This is a genomic window from Sutterella megalosphaeroides, assembly GCF_003609995.1.
Taxonomy (GTDB): Bacteria; Pseudomonadota; Gammaproteobacteria; order Burkholderiales; family Burkholderiaceae_F; genus Sutterella; species Sutterella megalosphaeroides.
Genome location: NZ_AP018786.1, coordinates 1,457,793 through 1,477,437, shown reverse-complemented (window position 1 = coordinate 1,477,437; position 19,645 = coordinate 1,457,793). Strand labels below are relative to the sequence as shown.

Here is a 19,645-nt window from a genome sequence, read left to right as displayed (position 1 = left end):
TCCGTCCGTCAATGGCGCGCGCCCAAGGGGGCGCCCGTAAGGCGACCCGTAATGACGGCGGTCACCTGGATATAGGGTTCGGCGTCCAACGTGTGAACGCCGTGTGCGTAGTCTTCGGCCTGTTTGAAGACACCTTCGATATAGTTGCGTCGCTGACGGCGCTTCTCCTCGGCCCGGCTTAAGGGCTTGGGTGCGGCCTTGCTTCCGTCTTTCTGCTCGAGGTCGGACTCCTCGAAGAGCGACAACTGCCGATCGCGCATCGCGTTGAGTTCGGCAATCTTTTTGTCGAGGAGCGGCTTTTGCGTCTCTTCGAATTCGACTCGCTTTCCGACGAGGTGAGCGCGCATCAGTTCGACCGCCTGCGGGAGCAAGGCCCGCAGGGGTTCCGCATCCGGCACCTTCCCCGTGTTCACGAAGGGGCGAGAGAGCTCAAGCCGACTCATGAGATCCCGTCGGGGGAGAAGCTCGGCCCCCTTGGCCGTCACCCGCACGCACGACCAGTCGTGCACCGGCGTGTAGCCGCGCAGATTCGGATACCCCCCTTGCATGAGGATCCACACTTCGTCGTCGTCAAAGCGGTCTTCGAGATTCAGGATCGGCGCCGCATGACGACCGAACGCTCCGATCGCCCAGTCTTCCACCCACTGAATGACGGGATGCATCTCCCAGAGGAGCTGCAACGCGGGCCAGGAGGAATTGGGATTCGACGCGGCGTCGCGAATCGACTTCTGAATGCGCTCGGCGTCGTCCGTCAAACGGAAGCGCCGGTCTTCGGGGAGCACTTCGCGCGGCAGATACGTGAGGCGCACGTCCAAGTCCGCGGGCGGCATCAATTCGATCGTTCGACGGTCGTCCGCGAAGGTCGCGTCCGTCTTGATGCGACCCGCGCCCTCGTCGACCGTACGGCGCAGGCTCAGGCCCGACTTGAGGAAGTCGTAGTCCGAGGGGAAAAGAAGCGACCGCTCGGCAACGTCCGTTTCGTTCCCGAGACCGAGACCCGGCGCAATGCCCGGAACATTCGCAAAGTCCAGGAAACCGGTTGCCGGAAGCACCGCGGGGGCAGCGGCGTTCTCGCCCTCTTCCGACGCCTTCAGGTACCCCGCGTCGCCCAACATCAGGTAGGAGAGCGGGTCGTTGATGTTGTAGGTCGGCGCAGGCGCCTCCTCGGCTTCATTTTGCATGACGGCCGCCGTGTGGGCTTCCTGCTCTTCTTTGGTCCCTGCGAATTCGCGCGGGTCGGCAATCGTCCTGCTCGCGTTTTCGTCCTTTTCGACAAGGAGCTCCAGGACGCGCGCGTCGCCGAAGAGTTTGGCGTTCTCTTCTTCGGTCGCGACCGTTTGGAGGTACCGGATGAGGGGCTGCTTCGTCTGACCGTAGCGGTCCACGCGGCCGTTGCGCTGCTGGAAGGTCATGAGCGACCACGGAATGTCGAAGTGAACGAGACGGTGGCAGAGTCGGTGGAGATTCAAGCCTTCGCTCGCGACGTCGGTTGCGAGCATGAGACGCACGGGGTTTTCGGCGCGGTTGAATTTCTCAACGGCGTCCATGAGGTCCTTGTCGCTGTCGTCCCCCTTCAGAACCACCACCTGCTCGGCCTTCAAACCCACGTCCTTCGGGAGGTTTTTGGCAAGGAAATCGAGCGTCTGACGGCTTTCCGTGAAAACGACAAGTCGGTCGTCGGCCGCCTTCGTCCAGCCGAAGGACGACTCGAAGGCGGTTCCTCCCGTGAGAAGGTCGACGAGCGCCAGATACTTCGAGAACTTCGCCTTGTCGACAAGCGTTTCGAGGTCCGCGAGGAACCCCTTGAGGACGTCAACGTCGTTCTGCGCGTTTTCGTTGCCGGCCAACGCTTCGAGCTTCTTCAAGCGGTTCTTGACGGTCGAAATGCAGGCCGCGGGGCTCGAAAAGAGCGCCTTCGTGAGGGTCGTGCGGAAGAGCTCGCTCCCCTTTTGATGCTTCGCGTCGATATGTTTGAATTCCAACGTCGCAAGCTTCTTGTAGACCGCGTTTTCCTCGGCATTCGCTGCGACGCGGATCGTTTCGATCGAGCGCTCGGGGAATTCCTTCGAGGCTTCGCCGCGAATGTCCTTTTTGAATCGTCGAACGACGAGGCCCTTCCCCATGAAGTCCTTCGCTTCGTAGTTCTTCCGATCGGGGAGCACCGTCGGGTCTAGCATGTCGATCAGACTCGCGAAGCTCTCGGGGCGCCCGTCGTGGGGCGTGGCCGAAAGCATGATGAGGGCGTCGGAGCGCTGCGAGAGGAGGCGCGCCAGTTGCGCGCGCTGACTCATCGAGCCGCGTTCGGCGACGTTGTGCGCCTCGTCGATCAGGATGATGTCCCAGTACGCTTCTTCCAGGAACGTGCGGTACTGGGAGCTTTGCTTCAACGTATCGATCGAGACGATCGAGCGGTCGACGTAGAGGAACGGGTTGTGCCCGCTCGGAATGCGCGTCATGAGGCGCTGCAGGCCGTCGCTGTCAAGGCGCGTCAGCGGAATCGAGAAACGGTTCCAGAATTCCTTCTGAAACTGCTCGAGCATCGCCTTGACAGTAAGAACGAGAATTCGCTTCCCGCGACCGCGCGCGATCAATTCGGTGACGAGAATCCCCGCTTCGAGCGTTTTGCCGATACCGACCGCGTCGGCGATCAGGATGCGGGGACGCGTGGCGGAGAGCGCTTCGACGGCGGGCTTCAACTGATAGGGAAGGACGTCCATCGCGGCCTTCTGTGCGACGTGCACCTTGGCGTCCGTCGGGGGCGTGCGCCTCAGGAGCGACTCGATGAAGAGCTTCGACTTCACGAAGCGCTGCGACGTGTCCGCCACGAGGTTCGTTTCCTCGGGGCGCAGGATCGTGACGCCGTCTTCGTACTCGACGAGGAATTTGCGCTCCTGACCGCGCACGATGTTGGAAATCCCCGTGCAGGTGAGTTCCACGAGACCTTCGGGGCCCTTCCCCTTGGCGCGCTCGACGCGCTTGACGAGCCACTCGGCGTCTCGGACGACGACGCGCATCCCGGCGGCGAATTTGTTCTCCATCTTCTTTTCCTTTTGCGGCGCGCCCGAGGGACTGTTCCCGGGCGGAGGTGTGAACGGATTTTACCGACAAATCATGCTCGGCACCTTAAATCCAAAGAAACTACGTCCCGCTCAAAAAAGTGAATCCGTAGAAGAATCGTGTATTTTCAGCGCTCTGCCCTATCAGGTTACCCGCTGAATACATCCTTTAATACAGAAATGCTTTGCTTGCAAAAATAAAGCTCGATAGTCAGCTTGAAGCAACAGCCGACTATCGAGCTTTCACGTTTTGGCCTGTTCTATGCATCTGTACCGTCCCGATACATCGCTAGGAATCAAGACTCACCAGATAATAGGAAGCACCTATGTTTCTCGCAAAACACATTTTTAACCAACCTCAAGAATATGCCCGGATTTACATTCGGTCAAAACGTCACAATCCCTCAAGTTGATTTTGATCTTATTCTCCTGAAGCTGACGTTGAGTCGGACAGCAGCTGATGTCTGAAAATATCATCAACTCCGAGGCAGTCCCCTTATTCGCAGCACTATATGTTAAATCAAAACGGCGGATTTCGTGTCCGGAATAAATTTCAGCAATTTCAGGAACATCATCATACGTAATCAACCAAGGAGAATCCACTCGCTGAAAAATGACGTCATGAATTTTCTGATGATCTTTCGGAGTAAAGAAGTTCTTATAAAGCCTTTGCCCTTTATTAAAATAAGGGGGATCAAAGTAGAAAAACAGACCACTGCCGAGTTTCGAAGAATAATTTTCCAGGAAGCTAACAATATCCTTGTTATATACGGAAATTCTGCTCCTTTGTTCAGCAATGGCTCTTATCTTCTCGATGAGTGATGCTTTGTTAAACCTAACATCCAGTTTCCACTCTCCGGCCTGGGCGTAGCCGCCGATAGGTCCGGCGTTCAAAATTCCTGATCGATTGGTTCGGTTAAGGAACAAAGCAGCGAAGGCCAGTTCGAGCGAATAATACTTTGCAGAAAGATATATTTCTTTCTGACGATACCATTCAGAGATTGAAACCGGAGTTTTTTCGATGAGATCAATCAGAGCCTCAGGCTCATGTTTGACAGCTCGCCAAAAAGAATAAATGGCCTTATCGTAATCGTTGATGACAATACGATCAACATCATTGTTCAACAACAACGACAGCGCAACCCCTGCCCCCCCTGCGAAAGGTTCGACATACGTGCACTTCTCAATATTAAAGTTTTGTATTGTTAAACGGACAAAATCTGTCAACCGATTTTTCCCGCCGGGATAACGCAAAGGTGATGGATTCAACACTCAAATCCCCCCTTCCAGCCAAAATGGTAGATATTTTAACATTTTTAACGACAGAATGCAACTCTATTGCGTGATGTGGCGACCGGTCGTCCAACGGAAAAAGCATGTTGTGCCTTACCGTGAGCAGCCATCACGGCACGATCACTCGTATTGAGCCTTGACGAACTGAAGCGCTCGCTTATAGTTCTCCGCAAATTTTCGAACTTGATCCATATTCACATCGATCCACACATCAATAATTTTATTCATCCTTTCCTTGTTTATCCCTCTAAACCACTTCTTCATGGCATCTCGCTTTTTTGTTTGCTTGACGCTTTCAATATTCATTAAGTTCAGATGCGCCTCGATCCAGTCCCATGATATTGAAGCTTCGCTCAACTCTCTCCGAGCCAAGGTATCTCCATCGACATCGCGTTGTGCCTTTTGCAAAAACGCAAAAATCTCTTCCTCCGGACTTCGCTTCAATCCCGCCTCGGTCGGTAAACGAACGCAGTTCTCTAATGTTTCGATACTTTTACCTTCCACATCAGCATCAAATACACAAACAGAATAACGACTGAAGTGCCACAAATCCTTATTCTTCGCCATTTTTATCATTTGGTTGCATCCAATAGATATGGCCACCTTTCTTATTGAGAAACCTTTTGTTTTCTCATGCTCAGCAAGATCCGTTTTCCGGATGATCCTGCGCAAAATTGTTAGCCCTTCATCATCTTCCGTATATATGGTTACTGTTGATTTTTTGCGCCGCTCAAATGCTGTCTTGCTCAAAAGCATCTCTTCGCGAATTTCATCTATCGTTAGATCCTTAACGCACGGCTTTTTGGTATCCATTAAATAAACAATTCGATCGATTGCTTCTTTTCCAATGGTTCTTTGATAAATCGAATCAAGAAAAACCAAGGAATGAGTAGTCACAATAATTTGGAGCCTAAGCTCCTTTCCAAGGGATAATAATTTATCCAGTAGCTTATTCTGCGCACGCGGATGAAGTCCAGCCTCAATTTCATCTATTACCAATATTCCACCGGGATACTCTCGACCAAGAATTCGTTTAATTTTCCTAAATGATGCCAATGCAGTTGCAATTGAGGAAAGGGCTCCTTGACCAAGCGAAATAGTTGTGGGCTCATAGTGGTAGTTTGGGTGTTGAGTCCGCATAGTGCGACCTTCCGACAACCCAATATCAACTTCATGAGCAGACATACCCGCTTGTTCTGCCGATGCTGCTTCTCCGGGAATGATTTGGTTGTGGAAGCGAATCATGAATTCCACATCTGCCGGATCTAGGGTAGATTTACAAACTTCGACTTTGGCGCTTTCTCCGATAGGCCATAGCCTTGCAGCACTGACAAATAGTGTAGGCATAGGGATTTTCCCGTCATCCTTAACACCCAAACTGAGGGCCGTACCTCCGTCTTTTTTCGTTCGCGGTACTACTCTGTATCTGACATCTCCGTTGGCCTTCTTAGTCGTACCAATATTGCACTGCTTTACAACTATTTCCCCTTGACATTCATAATCCAGGAGAATTTTTCCTCTTTCTTTCAAACCGGCAGAAATGTCGGCAGGTGCAAGACGAAACTGCTCTTCAAAGACCGATCGAAATTCCGTCCCGAAGTAGCTCTTTTCGGGAAAGCCATCGACAGTTCTTACCCCGCTTGCATTTGCAATAAAACCCAAGACGGACGATTTTCCGATCCCATTGTGACCGGCAATTACGGTTAATCGAGCCGCAATAGGGATTTCAATCTTTGACAATTTCCTCCACGAATTCTCTTCGAATATGACTCTTTTTAGAACAAATTGCTTCATATCTGAGTGAACCTTATTGTATACATCCGGTGCGCACCGAACGGGTGCCTTGTGCGTAACGGCAACGGTTGTCACCGCGTGCGCCGCTTCATCAAGGTCCGTCAGGGCCACAGGACATCAAGCAGTATGCACGAACGCGCGCGGAACGTCGGGGCCCCCTCCCAGGGGCGTCCGCGGCAGAGAACTCGCAGTCGACAACGCCATTGCGAGCATCTTCACGAAGCAGCGCACCGGGGCAGGACATCGCCCTCCCCGCTCGAGCCGACGGATCGGACGGGGAGTTACGCATCGACCTGCGTGCGCTCCCGCCAGGCCTTGCCCGTTCGTTCCGACCCCGTAAGGGTTCCCTCCCTTTTCGCCCCGCCCGGCCCGATCGACAATGAAATCAGCGGATGCGAGCGGATACCGCGGCCCGAGACCTGCGGTGCGAGCTCCGGAACATTCGCGGACCGTTTTTGAACGGCTTTCGGTGTCTTCCGGTTTCCATCCTGCGTCGTTCGACCTTCCGGCATGCCGCTCCGTCCTTCGTGGAAAGGAGGATCAACATGCTCAATCGTCGTCACTTCATTGCAGGCGCCGTAGCGAGTACAGCAACGTTTGCGGGCGCGGAGCGCGCCGAAGACCTCTGCGCGAAGCCCGCCCAGTGGGACGAATCGTTCGAGGTCGTCGTGATCGGTGCGGGCGGCGCGGGACTTTCCGCGGCGATCGTCGCCCGAGGTGCCGGCGCGAAGACCCTGCTCCTCGAAAAGATGGCCTTCGCGGGCGGCAACACGCTGATCGCCGGGGGCGGCATGAATGCCGCCGTCAAAGCGGATTACGAAAAGGCAGGGATCAAAGATTCGCCCGAACTCCACGCCGAGCAGACGCTTGCCGCGGGCGACTACCGCGCCGACCCGGCGTTGGTCGAGGTCCTCACGAAGGGCGCCCCCGAATCGGTCGCATGGCTCAAAAAACTCGGTGTCAACTTCCGAGACCACATCTACCAGATCTACGGCGGTCTCTATCCGCGCTGCCGCAACCCGATCGAACCGAAGGGCGAGGGTTACATCAAGGCGCTTGCCGAAGAGGCGAAGCGGGTCGGCGTCGATATTCGCTACGGCGCAAAGGTGACGCGGATCTTTCGCGAGTCCCCGCTCGAAGGGCGCGTGACGGGCGTGGAGGTTGAAATCAAGGGGAAGAAGTTCGCGATCGAAGCGAAGTCGGGCGTCGTATCGGCCGCGGGGGGCTTTTCCGCCAACGCCGCGATGTGCGGCCTGCACGACCCGCGCCTTGAAAAACTCGGCACGACCAATCAGCCGGGCGCAACGGGCGAAGTGCTCGTCGCCATGGTCGACATCGGCGCCGACACGACGGGGCTCGACTACATCCAGTGTGTCCCGGGGACGCCCAAGGACGTGAAGTCGCAGCCCTCGCTCATTTCCCACGTCGACCGGTTCCTCTTCATCAACCACGAGGGGAAACGGTTCGTTGCCGAAGATTCGCGCCGTGACATACTGCGCGACGCGGTGCTCGCTCAAACGAAGATGGAAGCCTTCACGCTCGTCGACCGGGCGGGCTTTGCGATGGACAAGAATTCGACCGAGGCCCAACACGAGGCCGCCCGCAAAGCGGGAGCGCTCTACGTCGGCAATACCGTCGAAGAGATTGCGCGCGCCATGGGCGTTCCTGCGGACGCGCTCAAGGCGACGCTCGACGACTACAACAGGGCAGTCGAAACGAAGAAGGATTCCTTCGGACGTCACGAAGACATGCTCGTTCACGCGATTGCCGAGCCGCCCTTCTACGCCGTGCGCATCGTAATGGCGCGCCACCACACGATGGGCGGCGTTCGGATCGACACCAAGGCCCGCGTCGTCGACCGTCGCGGGAAGGCGATCCCCGGACTCTACGCCGCGGGCGAAGTGACGGGCGGCATCCACGGTACGAACCGCGTGGGCGGGAACGCCCTCGCGGACGTCTTCACGTTCGGACGCATAGCGGGTGAATCGGCCGCGAAGAAGCTATGATGGTCGGGCGAAGATGCGTCGTTGACGCGTCGCATCGCCCTTTTTCCTCCCCGCTCGATGTCGCAGAGGCTGCACAGGCTGCGCAGGTTGCGTTCACGAGCGGGGATTCTTCGAGGACCGTCCCGTGAAACGTCAGCCTTTTCTCTACGTCGACGTCGACTACAGCATGCCGGCCTTCACCAATTCGATCGGCGAATTCATCGAGCACGAAGACCTTCCGCTTTCGCAGGAACTCGTCGAACGATGCGAACGGTGGACGAAGGCGTACGACCGTCTCCTCGACGCGGACATGGCCAACGACGAAAACTGCGATCGCTTCTTCGATGAGATGGAGGCCGAGCAAAAAGAGATCTGCCGCCTGGCGCGGCTTGAGTTGCCGTGCTTCAGGATCTTGACTCGGCCTATGAGGTGATCCCGGAGTGCCCGGAAAACGAAACTCCCGCCCGACGATGCGCATCATCCGTCGGGCGGGAGCGGATTCCCGGGCGTAAGCCCGGGAAAAGGGCGAAGGAGAATCGGAAGGTGGCTTGGAACAAAGCCCGAGGATTCCGATTCCTTCAACATTTCTTACTGAAGACGCGGAATTTCGCGACCTTCGGCCCGGAGCTTCTTGAACCAATCGGGCTTGCGGCCGAAGTTCGAGCAGGTCTGCGAGGGATCGTCGGGATTAACGTAGACGACGCGTTCGCGCTTCGCTTTTTCGGGGGCCACGGTTTCGCCGAAGATATCGGCCGGCGTCAGATCGAGCATTTTGATGAGCTTGCGGCATTCGGCGATACCGGCACTGCGCACGGCGTTCTTGCGCTGAGCGAGTTGCTGCTCGGCCTTCTGGATCTCGTCAAGTTCGGTTTTGAGTTCGACTTTCATAGCTTCACCTTGTGGTAATTATTTTGTAATTTCCGACCGATCTCGATCGGGATTATCGAGGCATTCCTCGCGGTTCCGATATTGTCGCAGAAGTCCGTCAAAAAAGGAAAGTATTTTTTGATCGTTTTTTTGGAACGATGCTTCGGGCACCCGAGATTCGAAGAGACGAATCGGAATTCCCTGAAATCGACCCCGATTCGTCTCCATCGTTTCAATCGTTTCCATCGCCTCAATGGGGTCGACATCAACGACGAATGACAAGGATCGGAAGATCCGTTTCCGCCGCGACGTGCATCGCCACGGACCCGAGAACGGCCGCCGTGAAGTTGCCGCGCCCGTGGGAGCCCATCACGAGGAGGTCGAGGTTCTTCGAATAGTCGACGAGCTCTTCGGCCACCGACCCCGTAAGGTGCACGCAGTCGACCGCAAGGCCCGCCGCCTTGAACTTTGCGGCGATCGGATCCACCGCCTCGTGGAAGCGCTTCTCGGCCAATTCCTCGTAGGCCTTCGCGTACGAGGTGGAGCCGATTTCGTCCGTGATGTCGGGGGACGAGTCGGTGATGATGTAGAAGGGCTCCGTCACGTGGATGAGTTCGTACCGAACGTCGTTCCCCGCAACACCGTGGTTCTTGAGAATGTGCTCGACCGCGGCTTCGCCGTAGACCGAACCGTCGATGCAAACGCCGATGCGAAGCGCGGGCTTTTCGACGTTCGTGTGCTTGCGAACGAGAAGGACCGGAGTCTTCACCTGCGAGAGGACGGCATTCGTGAAGGACCCGAGGAAGAAGCCTTTGACGGGATTGAGTCCGCGCGAGCCCATGACGATCAAGTCCGCGCCGAACCGTTCGGCTTCTTTGGCAAGAGCGGGACCCGTGTCGCCGAAAGCGACCTTCGTCTTCACGGTGAGTTCCGCGGCTTCGACCGTGTTGCGAAGCGCTTCGAAGACCTTTTGACCCTCTTCTTCGTACGCGGCCTTCACGGCGCTTTCGCCGAAGACGCGCGCCAGACCGGGCGTCGGTTCGTACTGGACGTTGACGAGTTCGATCTCGGGAGATTCGCCCGCACGGAGACGTTGGAGCGCACCGAGATAGTGAATGACATGACGGCTTTGGTCGCTGCCGTCGACCGGAACAAGAATGCGCATATGCGACCTCCTGGTTGTCATCGGCGTCGAAAGACGCCGCCCTTTCTTCCATTCTCGCACCGCGCGACCGAGTCGGGAATCGTTTTGCGGGGAATTTTCGCAAGACCTTCTGCGAATTCGCAAAGAAGTGTTTGTATTCAAATGTCCGACTAGGGGAACTTCCCGAGTATCGGATTCTTTCCGGGAATTGCCGCTCGATCGGACCGATCGGAATCCCCTATTCCTCGAAAAAACCGAGGAACGGTCGAACGGCCGAGCGCGAGAATCGAAAAACCGACTTTCGAACGCGACTCGCAAATCGGAAAGAACGTTCGGGGAAAATTCGGAAAATTCGGAAAACTCGACCGAGCCCCGAAAGCGCGAGAGGGAGACCGCAGCCTCCCTCCCCGTTCGTTGACACGCGTGAGCTCCGAGCGACCGTCACATCCGATCGTCAGGTGCGACGGTCAGGTGCGACGGTTAAGTGCGATCGTCCCGGCGGTCGCCGCGCTCCGTACGCACTCAATGGTCCGACTTGATCCCCGCACCGCACATCGTAATGAGCGTGTCGGGCGTGCGACCGTAGAGTTCGCAGTAGTGGAGATACGCGGCGTAGTTCGCGGCCGTCGTGTGTTCGCAGTAGATCCCGCGACGGGCGATGGCGTGACGTGCTTCGAGGATCTTCTCTTCGGGAGCGGAGACGACCTTCACGTTGTGGCGGTAGATCATGTCAAGAAGCTCCCGACCGCGCATCGGAACGCCGATCGCGATGCCCTCGGCCATCGTGGGCTGCGGCGACACGCGGGCGGGCACGTGCTCGCCCGCTTCGCGCGCACGAAGGAGCGGATCGCAGAGTTCGCTCTGAAGCGCGATCACGTTCGGGAACGCGTCGATCGCGCCCGATGCCTGGAGGTGTTCGAGGGCCTTGATGACGCCGATGAAAAGCGTCCCGTTTCCGACCGGAACCACGATGTTGGCGGGAATCCGACCGAGTTGCTCGAAGGTTTCGTAGACGTACGCCTTCATCCCTTCGTAGAAGAAGGGATTGTAGACGTGATTCATGTAGTAGACCCCCTCCTCCTTCACGCGGGCGCGGCAGACGTCGGCGCAATGGTCGCGGCTTCCGGGGACGACGTGCACTTTCGCGCCGTGCGATTCGATCATGGTGATCTTCTTCGGGCTCGTTCCTTCGGGCACGTAGATTTCGCAGGCGATCCCCGCGCGGGCGCAGTAGGCGGCAACCGAGTTCCCGGCGTTGCCGCTCGAATCCTGCACGCAGCGCTCAACCCCGATCGACTTCGCGTGCGCGACGAGGGTCGCGGCCCCGCGGTCCTTGAAGGACAAGGTTGGCATCGTGTAGTCCATCTTGAAGAGGACATCGTCGTCAAAGCGCACGATCGGGGTCATGCCTTCGCCGAGCGTGACGGAGCGCCACGTGTCGCCTTCGAGCGCCATGAAGTCGCGGTAGCGGAACTGACTCCATTCCGAGCGGTCGATCCGGGCCGCGTCCCACGCCGGGGGCGTGAAGTCGAGTTCAAAAAGCCCCCCGCATTCGCAGACGGGGGCATGAGTTGTCGCGGGCGTGCGCTTCCCGCAAGCGGTGCAAACGTAGTGAAGCATCGGCTCAGTCCTCCAGCTCGGCGATCGCTTCGATTTCAACGAGGCAGCCGAAATGCAGGTCCGTGGTCGAGACGATGACGCGCCCGGGTTTGTGGTTGCCGAAGAAGGCCGCATACTCCTCGTTGATCGGGCCCCAGTTTTCCGCCGACGGCGTATAGACGCGGCAGAAGACCACCTGGTCGCGCCGCACGCCCGCTTCCTTCAGAACGCGGTCGACGTTGTCGAGCGCGAGGCGCGCGTGCGCGCGGATGTCACCCTGACAGACTTCGCGGGTGTCGGGATCGATCGAAAGCTGTCCCGAAACGTAGAGCATCCCCTTAGAGATGACGCCCGCCGTGTAATGGCCCTTGTTTTCTCCCTTGAAGGGCGGCTTCACAAACTGCATGTCGAGCTCCTTTTCCTTGTGTCCTTGTGTGTTGGTCCTGTGAATTTTCGGGCGGCCGCGAGCTTTTCCGCACGGCGTTCAAGCCGGAAGCCGCAGATAACGTTCACGGTCTTGAATTGTAGCCGCGCGAAGCCCGACGGACCCGACGGGAATACTTCGGGCGGGGACGTGCGGGTTATGCCGGAAGGCGCGAAACGGCGAGCGCACCAAGCAATCCCGCCACCACGGGACAGCCTTCCCTGCCCGCTTTCCAGCAGAGTCTCAAGCGACGAACGGCCCAGGCGTCCGTCAACGGACGAACCGCCACGAGCTCGGCGACCTCAGCGGCCAAGTGCAAACTTTGCGGCAACACGGTGAGACCCACACCCCGAGCGACCAATTCGAGCGCGGCCTCGTAGGAAGGCACACGCGCCCGGACGTCGAGCATAAAGCCGTAAGCGCGGGCACGCTCTTCAAGAAAAATACCCAACGCCGACCGTGCACCGATTTCGATGAAGGGTACGTCGCGAAACACCTCGAACGAAACGCCGGCTTCCTCGGCCCACGGATGTCGCTCGGACATCACGACCGCCATCGTATCCGAGCGGTAATCGACGAAACGGAGTTCGGGATGCGTCCCTTCGTAAGCGGTGACGCCCAAGTCGACCTCGCCGCTCGCGACGGCCTTGAGAAGCATCCAATTCAAATCGAACTTGACAAGCTCAAGCGCCACCTCGGGGTGCGCCGCCATGTAGTCGCCGAGGTCCCCGGGAAGAAACGTCTCAAGCGCGTTGACATTGGTTGCAATCCGCACGGCCGTGCGTGTACCCCGATAGGGTCGCAACACGCTTTCGAGCGTCTCGCTTTTGGCCGTCACCTCTCGTGCAAAGGCCGCAAAGTGCGCGCCTTCGCGCGTCAGACGCACACCCCGCGGAACCCGCTCGAAGAGCGTGACGCCGAGATGCGTCTCCAGCCGGTTGAGCCGTTCGCTCGCCGCGCTCGCCGACAATCCTGCCCGCCCCGCTCCCGCGGTGAGACTTCCGGTTTCTTCAACGGCGAGAAAAAGCCGGAGGTCCCTGTCATCAAAATGAATCATTCTGCCTGCTCCATCGTCCCCGGAAGGACTCAATCATTCGGATTTTCCGAAGACGAGGTTCGTCAAAACGCCCGCCATCCGAGGGTAACCTTGCAAAGTTCGTTCCCCACACCTCCTTATGATAAAAGCGTTCTGCGAGGTCATCCGAGATCGCCGCACCACCGGCTTAACGACCATCGCGAGGTTCGGATTCGGAAAATCAAAACGATATCCGACCTCGTGAATCTCGGAAACCTCATGACCACAGAGGAGTTTTTCATGACCAAAACCTTTCAACTGCGTGCCTGCGCCTTTGCCGTCCTTTGTGCCGCCGTCGGCATGAACGCTCACGTCTACGCCGCCCCGACCGCCCCCGAAACAACTGCGACGGTTGCCGCACCGAGCAACTACCTCCAAACCGTTCGCTGGGACGCCGAGTACGACGTCGTGGTGATCGGGTACGGCTTTGCAGGCGGCGCGGCGGCGATTGCGGCGGCGGACGCCGGAGCCCGCGTCCTTCTTCTTGAGAAGGCGCCCGAAGGGCACGAAGGCGGCAACAGCCGCTATGCCGCCCAACAGGCCATCTGGATCGACGACACGAAGGCAAGCGACGAAGAAATTCTCGAGTACTTCCGTACCATGCGCGGCAAGTCGACGAACCCCTCGGACGAGGTCTACAAGGCCTACATCAAGGAGGCCAAAGGTCAGGTCGAATACCTGCGCAAGCTCGGCGCCGAGCATCCCGAAACGTCCTACTACGCCGAATACCCCGAATTCCCCGGGGCTTCCGCCATCGGTCTCACGCTCGTGAAAAGCCCGGGCGGCGACGGCCGACTCTACGCGCTCATTCAGAAAAACGTCGAAGCGCGGCGCGCTCAGGGAAAAATCGACGTGTGGTTCGAAGCGCCCGGTAAAAAACTCCTTCAAGACCCCGCTACGGGCGTTGTCCACGGCGTCGTCGCCGAGGTCGAAGGTGCCGCGCGCAACATCCGTGCGAAAAACGGCGTGGTGCTCGCAACGGGCGGCTTTGAAAACAACATCGACATGTTCCGCAACTTTGCGGGCCAGCAGGTCGCCTACGCGAAGGGCGCCCGCTACAACACGGGCGACGGCATTCTGATGGCGATGGACGTCAACGCGAACCTCGTGAACCTCGCCACGATCAACGGGCCGGATCCGAACGTTCTCAATCCCGAAACCGGCATTTCGTTCGGCTACATGGTGGCCGGCCCCAAAGACTCCTCCTGGGGCGGACCGGCCTTTACGCGGCACGACGTCATCATGGTTGGCGCCGACGGAAAGCGCTTCTGGAACGAAACCGAGAAAACGAAGCACGGTCGAATCAAGTTCCACAACGATTACCGGGCGCTCCAGATGCCCGATCCCGCGTTCATGATCTTCGATGAAGACGCGCGACGCGCAAGCCGTGTTTATGCGTCGTGGAGCGAAGGGTCCGAAGCGGAAATCGAAAAGGGCCTCGTGAAGAAGGCCGACACCGTCGAAGAGCTTGCCGCCCTCCTCGGCGTGGACGCCGCGGGCCTCAAGGCGCAGATCGACGCCTACAACGCATCCTGTGAGGCCGGGGTCGACAAGCAATTCGGTCGTGCGGCGAAATTCCTGAAGCCCCTTGACAAAGGTCCCTTCTACGGCATTGAGGTCGTCCCGACCTATACGAACACGCAGGGCGGGCCGGAACACGACGAAATCGGCGCCGTCCTCGACCGAAACGGCAAACGCATTCCGCACCTCTTCAGCGCGGGCGAACTCGGCTCGATCTTCTCCTGGAAGTACAACGGTACGGGCAACATCGGCGAATCGCTCATCTTCGGGCGCATCTCGGGCGCGTCGGCCGCAGCCCCCAAGTCGGACGTTCCGAGTGAAAGCGTCCTCAAGGGCGAAGGCTGGTCGCCCGCCGCAGGGAAGCGTGCGACCCCCGCAGCCGAAGACGGCGAACGCATCGGACGCGGTCGCGGCATGGGCGGCAACGTGGTGCTCGGCGTCAAGACCGACGCTGCCGGCAAAATCACCGCCGTACGCGTCATCGAGTCCTTTGAAACCCCGGGGATCGGCAGCAAGGCTCTCGATGTGCTCCCCGCCGAGGCCGTCCGTACGAACGGCAAGGTCGACACGGTCTCGGGCGCGACCGTGACGACGGAAGCTTTCCGTGCCGCCCTTAAGGACGCCCTGAAGTGACACGACCCGACCGCCCGGGGCGGCTTCTCCTCGGGTGGTCGGTCTGCCGAGCGTCCTACGCTCCATCCTTTCCACACGCCGTCCCGCCGCAATGCGTCGAGACGGCGCTTCACTTTTGTGGCCGCTCTCTTGTCCCTCTTGCCCGAAAGAAGCGCCTCCAAACGCCCCCAAGCCTGCTACGATCGAAACCGACCCCGGGCGTTTGAAGCGAGTGCAGCGTGTACGAACCTAACGTTGGAGCACCCGCGCCGCTTGCCGCCCGGTCCCCGCGCGTTTTTCGCGTTTGCCGCATTTGACCCGATTTCAACACCATGTTTCCCCACACCGCCCCCGATCCCCGCATCGGCCGCCGACTCGACGATCCTGTCGTCGAAACCCCGGCCTTCCTTGTTTCCGACGCCAAGCTCGAAGCGAACCTCACCGCCGCGAAAGAACGAGCCAAAGCACTCGGCGTGACGCTTCGTCCGCACCTCAAGACCCACAAGTCGATCGAAATCGCGCGGCGTCAGATGATGTCGCCCGAAGGGCCCGCAACCGTTTCCACCCTTCTCGAAGCCGAATACTTCGCTGCGAACGGCGTCACGGATCTCATCTACGCCGTCGGGATCGCTCCGCAGAAGTTGGGGCGCGTCGAGCGCATCCGCGCTTCCGGGTGCGACCTCAAGATTCTTCTCGACAACGTCGACGCGGCCCGGCACGTCTCGGCCTACACCGCCGCACGCTCGATCGAAATTCCCGTCCTTGTTGAAATCGACGTCGACGGGCACCGCTCGGGGATCACGCCCGAGTCGGACCTCTTGCTTGAGGTTGTGAAGAGCCTCACGGGCGGCGCCCGCTTTGTTGGGCTTCTCACCCATGCGGGCGCAAGCTACGACAAGGAAGGCGCCGCAAATGCACGCGGAGCCGCACGGCGCGAGCGCGACGGGATCGTTCTTGCGGCCGACAGACTCCGTGCCGAAGGGATCGAGGTTCCGATCGTCTCGGTGGGCTCCACCCCGACGGTCTTTGCGGCCGAAGACGAAACGGGCGTCACGGAAATCCGCTGCGGCGTCTATGCGATGTTCGACCTCTTTATGACAAACCTCGGCGTTTGCACGCTCGACCGCATTGCGGGCTCGGTCCTCACAACCGTGATCGGGCACCAGAAAGAAAAAGGTCAGGTGATCGTCGACGCGGGCTGGATGGCGATGTCGCGCGACCGCGGCACGGCGCGCCAGCACGAAGACTTCGGTTACGGGCTTGTCTGCGACCTCGCGGGCCGCCCCGTGCGCGGCCTCGACGTCCGCATGACGGGCGCGAATCAGGAGCATGGGATCCTTCAGGCGGTAGCGGGCGAAGCTCTCAAACCCGAAGACTTCCCCGTGGGGCGCCGCTTGCGGATCCTTCCGAACCACGCCTGCCCGACCGCAGCGCCCTACGAAAAGCTCCTCCTCGTTGAGGACGAAACGCTCACGGTGAAAGCGGCGCTCGACCACGTGCGCGGGTGGTAAGCCTGCCGCTTGCCGCAAAGAGCGGAACCCCCAACGAATAGAGCCCTCCCCATTTCGTACGTTTCTTCGTACGTTTGGGGAGGGCTCGGTTCATTTACGGAACGAGAGGCTCTTGCGGAGCATGCCTTTCAGCCACCTCTTCGACCGGGACGAGTTCGTTGACGCGATGGAGGTAGTAGCGGTCGACGTAGTCCGTCTGCAGGCGCTCCATCGATGCGGCCAGGTGTTTGCGGGCGATCGCGCAGAAGTCCTTGCCCGATTCGACTTCTTCCGTACGGAGGTGCATCTTCGTGGCGAGCACCACGGGCTTCAGAGCTTCGCCGACGATCTCTTCGTTATGGCCCTCGTAAAACATCTCCCGTCCGTACACTTCGGCCGTATCGAAGAAGTTGCACCCGAAGTCGACCGCCTCGCGGATCGCGTCGATGCTGACGGTACGTTCGGGCACCTGACCGCAGTCGTGTGAGAAGTCCATACAACCCACGCCGATCAGCGAGACGTTCAGGTTTTTGAGCAAACGATGTTGCATGGTTTTCTCCTCCATTGCGTTGTTGCGTTCAAGAGCGTTTGTTGGGGCATCAGCCGCTCAGCCCTCGGGGCATCGGTCGATCGGTATTGAAACGCAGTACAGAAAGCGCTCGGACGCCCGAATGGTCCCCGCACACCCCGCTTCTCCGATTCGCCCGGGTTTCGCAACGAACGGATAGGAAAGCCCCATCGGTACGGACCTCACGGTCGGTAGTTGTCGGCCGCTTGCCAGTTGTTTGCCGCAGGCCGGAGGCGGAGCCGCACGATGCGGCGCCTCGGTGCGGGAAAACCGCACAGTTCCATATCTCCGAGGGATTTCACCGATGGCTTTTCCTCTTTCTCCCCGTAAACTCAGGATCCTTAACTGCATTTTGCTCCTCCACCGAACCCTTGGGGACGAGACGAACCGAGACCTCCGCGAGCGCCCGACCGACAGACCGTCCGGCCGTGCATGCGTGCGCGCGGGATGACTCTTCGCGTTCGCCTTCCCCGCCGCATCCGACGCACCCGACATGCTCGACTTTCTGCTGCGTCTCGCCGACCCATCGACCGTCGGCGGGAACATCCTCATTTACGCCTTCGTCATCACCTGCGGTCTCGCGCTCGGGCGCATTCGCCTCTTCGGCGTCTCGCTCGGCGTGACGTTCGTGCTTTTCATGGGGCTTGCGGTCGGGCACTTCGGGTTCGTGCCGAACCCGACCGTGCTCGGGTTTTTGCGCGATTTCGGGCTCATTCTTTTCGTCTTTTTCATCGGCCTCCAAGTGGGACCGTCCTTTTTCTCGAGCTTTCGCTCGGGCGGCCTCGAGTTGAACGGCCTCGCGCTTTTCGGAATACTTCTTTCCGTCGCGCTGACGGTACTCTTTGCCTTCCTCATGTCGGGATCGATCGACCTCGCGCAGATGCTCGGGGTCTATTACGGGGCCGTCACGAACACCCCCGGGCTCGGCGCCACGCAGGAAGCGCTCTCCGAACTCGACTACGCGGGCCCCGACATCGCAGTCGCCTATGCGTGTGCGTATCCTCTCGCCGTGATCGGCATCATCGGGACGGCCATTCTTATTCGCAAGGTTTTCTCAATCGACCTTGCCGAAGAGGAGCGCCTCTGGTCGCTTCACGAAACGGAACAAAACGCCGCTCCGATCACCTTCTACGTCGAAGCCGCGAACGGCTACCTCGAAGACCGCACGATCGAAGTGATTCGCAAGGTGATCAACCGCCCGTTCGTCATTTCGCGCCGATACAACGAGGCGGAAGGCCTCGTGAGTCCCGGCCCCAAGACGCGCGTGCACGTGGGCGACGTGCTTCGCGTCGTCGCTCAGGAAGAAAACAAAGAGGCTATCGTCGCCTTCTTCGGAAAGGAGCGCACCGACGTCGATTTGACGAGCGAACATTCGCCCGTTTCCAGACGCATCATTCTCATCACCGATCCGAGCGTCAACGGGCAGCGCATTCGCGACCTCCATCTCGCGAACTACGACGGCGTGAACGTGACGCGCGTTTACCGTGCCGGCATGGAAATCTTTCCCTACCGAAGCCTTCATCTCAATCTCGGCGACCGACTCGTCGCCGTGGGCCCCGAGCGCGCCCTCAACCGCCTCGCGGGCGTACTCGGCAACCAGGAAAAGAAGCTCGACCATCCGAACATCATTTCGGTCTTCGTCGGGATCGCGCTCGGGATCCTTGCGGGGAGCCTCCCGATTGCCTTGCCCGGAATTCCCGTCGCGTTGAAGCTCGGCTTGGCGGGCGGCCCCTTGATCGTTGCGATTTTGCTCGGGCGCTACGGGCCGTCGCTGCATTTGGTCACGTACACGACGAACTCCGCTTCTTTGATGCTTCGAGAACTCGGGATCGCGTTCTTCCTCGCAAGCGTCGGTCTTGCGGCGGGCAACGGCTTTGCGGACGCGTTCGTGAACGGGAGCGGCCTTCTCTTCATGGGGCTCGGCTTTCTCGTTACGGTGCTTCCGCTCGTCGCGGTCGGGGTGGCGGCGCGCCTCATTTTCCGCATGAACTACCACTCGATCGTGGGGCTCCTCTCGGGTCTCACCACGAACCCGCCGGCACTTGCCTATGCCGCGACCTTGTCGGAGAAAAACAGCTCGGCCGTCGCCTACTCGACCGTCTATCCGCTCGCGATGTTCATGCGGATTTTGTCGGGGCAGATCGTGCTCCTGCTCTTCTGGACCTCGGTCTCGGGGTGAGAAGCGCCGAACGGAAGGCGGCCGACGAGCCGGAACAC

General features: G+C 59.1%; 14 protein-coding genes. 5 read left to right on the top strand and 9 right to left on the bottom strand.

Annotated elements, in window-relative coordinates:
- Window positions 1-8: 8 nt before the first annotated feature.
- The 3 genes from S6FBBBH3_RS06240 to S6FBBBH3_RS06230 all read right to left on the bottom strand — a co-directional run bounded on the left by S6FBBBH3_RS06240 (window position 9) and on the right by S6FBBBH3_RS06230 (window position 6,143).
- Window positions 9-3,038, bottom strand: a complete 3,030-nt coding sequence (locus S6FBBBH3_RS06240; RefSeq protein ID WP_120176929.1) for an SNF2-related protein — start codon at window positions 3,036-3,038, stop codon at window positions 9-11.
- 366 nt (window positions 3,039-3,404) lie between these two features.
- Window positions 3,405-4,328 (bottom strand): DNA adenine methylase, encoded by a 924-nt coding sequence (locus S6FBBBH3_RS06235; protein ID WP_197714292.1) that lies wholly within the window; start codon window positions 4,326-4,328, stop codon window positions 3,405-3,407.
- Window positions 4,329-4,469: 141 nt separating this feature from the next.
- Window positions 4,470-6,143, bottom strand: coding sequence for an AAA family ATPase (locus S6FBBBH3_RS06230; RefSeq protein ID WP_120176928.1), 1,674 nt, complete (start codon window positions 6,141-6,143; stop codon window positions 4,470-4,472).
- A gap of 545 nt (window positions 6,144-6,688) precedes the next feature.
- Between S6FBBBH3_RS06230 and S6FBBBH3_RS06225 the strand changes: the two genes are divergently transcribed.
- Window positions 6,689-8,149, top strand: a complete 1,461-nt coding sequence (locus S6FBBBH3_RS06225; protein ID WP_232008740.1) for an FAD-dependent oxidoreductase — start codon at window positions 6,689-6,691, stop codon at window positions 8,147-8,149.
- 124 nt (window positions 8,150-8,273) lie between these two features.
- Window positions 8,274-8,561: a hypothetical protein gene (locus S6FBBBH3_RS06220; RefSeq protein WP_120176927.1), complete on the top strand. Its 288-nt coding sequence runs from the start codon at window positions 8,274-8,276 to the stop codon at window positions 8,559-8,561.
- 155 nt (window positions 8,562-8,716) lie between these two features.
- Here S6FBBBH3_RS06220 and S6FBBBH3_RS06215 read toward each other — a convergent pair whose 3' ends face one another.
- From S6FBBBH3_RS06215 to S6FBBBH3_RS06190, 5 genes are all read right to left on the bottom strand, one after another.
- Entirely contained in the window at window positions 8,717-9,016 is a 300-nt protein-coding gene (locus S6FBBBH3_RS06215; protein WP_120176926.1) for an H-NS histone family protein, read from the bottom strand.
- A gap of 244 nt (window positions 9,017-9,260) precedes the next feature.
- Window positions 9,261-10,160 (bottom strand): universal stress protein, encoded by a 900-nt coding sequence (locus tag S6FBBBH3_RS06210; protein WP_170143848.1) that lies wholly within the window; start codon window positions 10,158-10,160, stop codon window positions 9,261-9,263.
- 501 nt (window positions 10,161-10,661) lie between these two features.
- Complete coding sequence (locus S6FBBBH3_RS06200) at window positions 10,662-11,759, bottom strand: threonine synthase (protein ID WP_120176923.1); 1,098 nt, start codon at window positions 11,757-11,759, stop codon at window positions 10,662-10,664.
- 4 nt (window positions 11,760-11,763) lie between these two features.
- Window positions 11,764-12,144, bottom strand: coding sequence for a RidA family protein (locus S6FBBBH3_RS06195; RefSeq protein ID WP_120176922.1), 381 nt, complete (start codon window positions 12,142-12,144; stop codon window positions 11,764-11,766).
- A gap of 175 nt (window positions 12,145-12,319) precedes the next feature.
- On the bottom strand, window positions 12,320-13,219 hold the full coding sequence (locus S6FBBBH3_RS06190) for a LysR family transcriptional regulator (protein ID WP_123957650.1): 900 nt from the start codon (window positions 13,217-13,219) through the stop codon (window positions 12,320-12,322).
- A 258-nt stretch (window positions 13,220-13,477) separates the two neighbouring features.
- Here S6FBBBH3_RS06190 and S6FBBBH3_RS06185 point away from each other — a divergent pair, with 258 nt between their 5' ends.
- Window positions 13,478-15,391, top strand: a complete 1,914-nt coding sequence (locus tag S6FBBBH3_RS06185) for an FAD-binding protein (protein WP_170143847.1) — start codon at window positions 13,478-13,480, stop codon at window positions 15,389-15,391.
- A 311-nt stretch (window positions 15,392-15,702) separates the two neighbouring features.
- On the top strand, window positions 15,703-16,881 hold the full coding sequence (locus tag S6FBBBH3_RS06180; protein ID WP_120176920.1) for an alanine racemase: 1,179 nt from the start codon (window positions 15,703-15,705) through the stop codon (window positions 16,879-16,881).
- Window positions 16,882-16,975: 94 nt separating this feature from the next.
- On the opposite strand, the gene S6FBBBH3_RS06175 is transcribed toward S6FBBBH3_RS06180, so the two are convergent.
- Complete coding sequence (locus S6FBBBH3_RS06175) at window positions 16,976-17,410, bottom strand: aldo/keto reductase (RefSeq protein ID WP_170143846.1); 435 nt, start codon at window positions 17,408-17,410, stop codon at window positions 16,976-16,978.
- A gap of 511 nt (window positions 17,411-17,921) precedes the next feature.
- Between S6FBBBH3_RS06175 and S6FBBBH3_RS06170 the strand changes: the two genes are divergently transcribed.
- Complete coding sequence (locus S6FBBBH3_RS06170; RefSeq protein WP_120176918.1) at window positions 17,922-19,607, top strand: putative transporter; 1,686 nt, start codon at window positions 17,922-17,924, stop codon at window positions 19,605-19,607.
- Window positions 19,608-19,645: the final 38 nt, after the last annotated feature.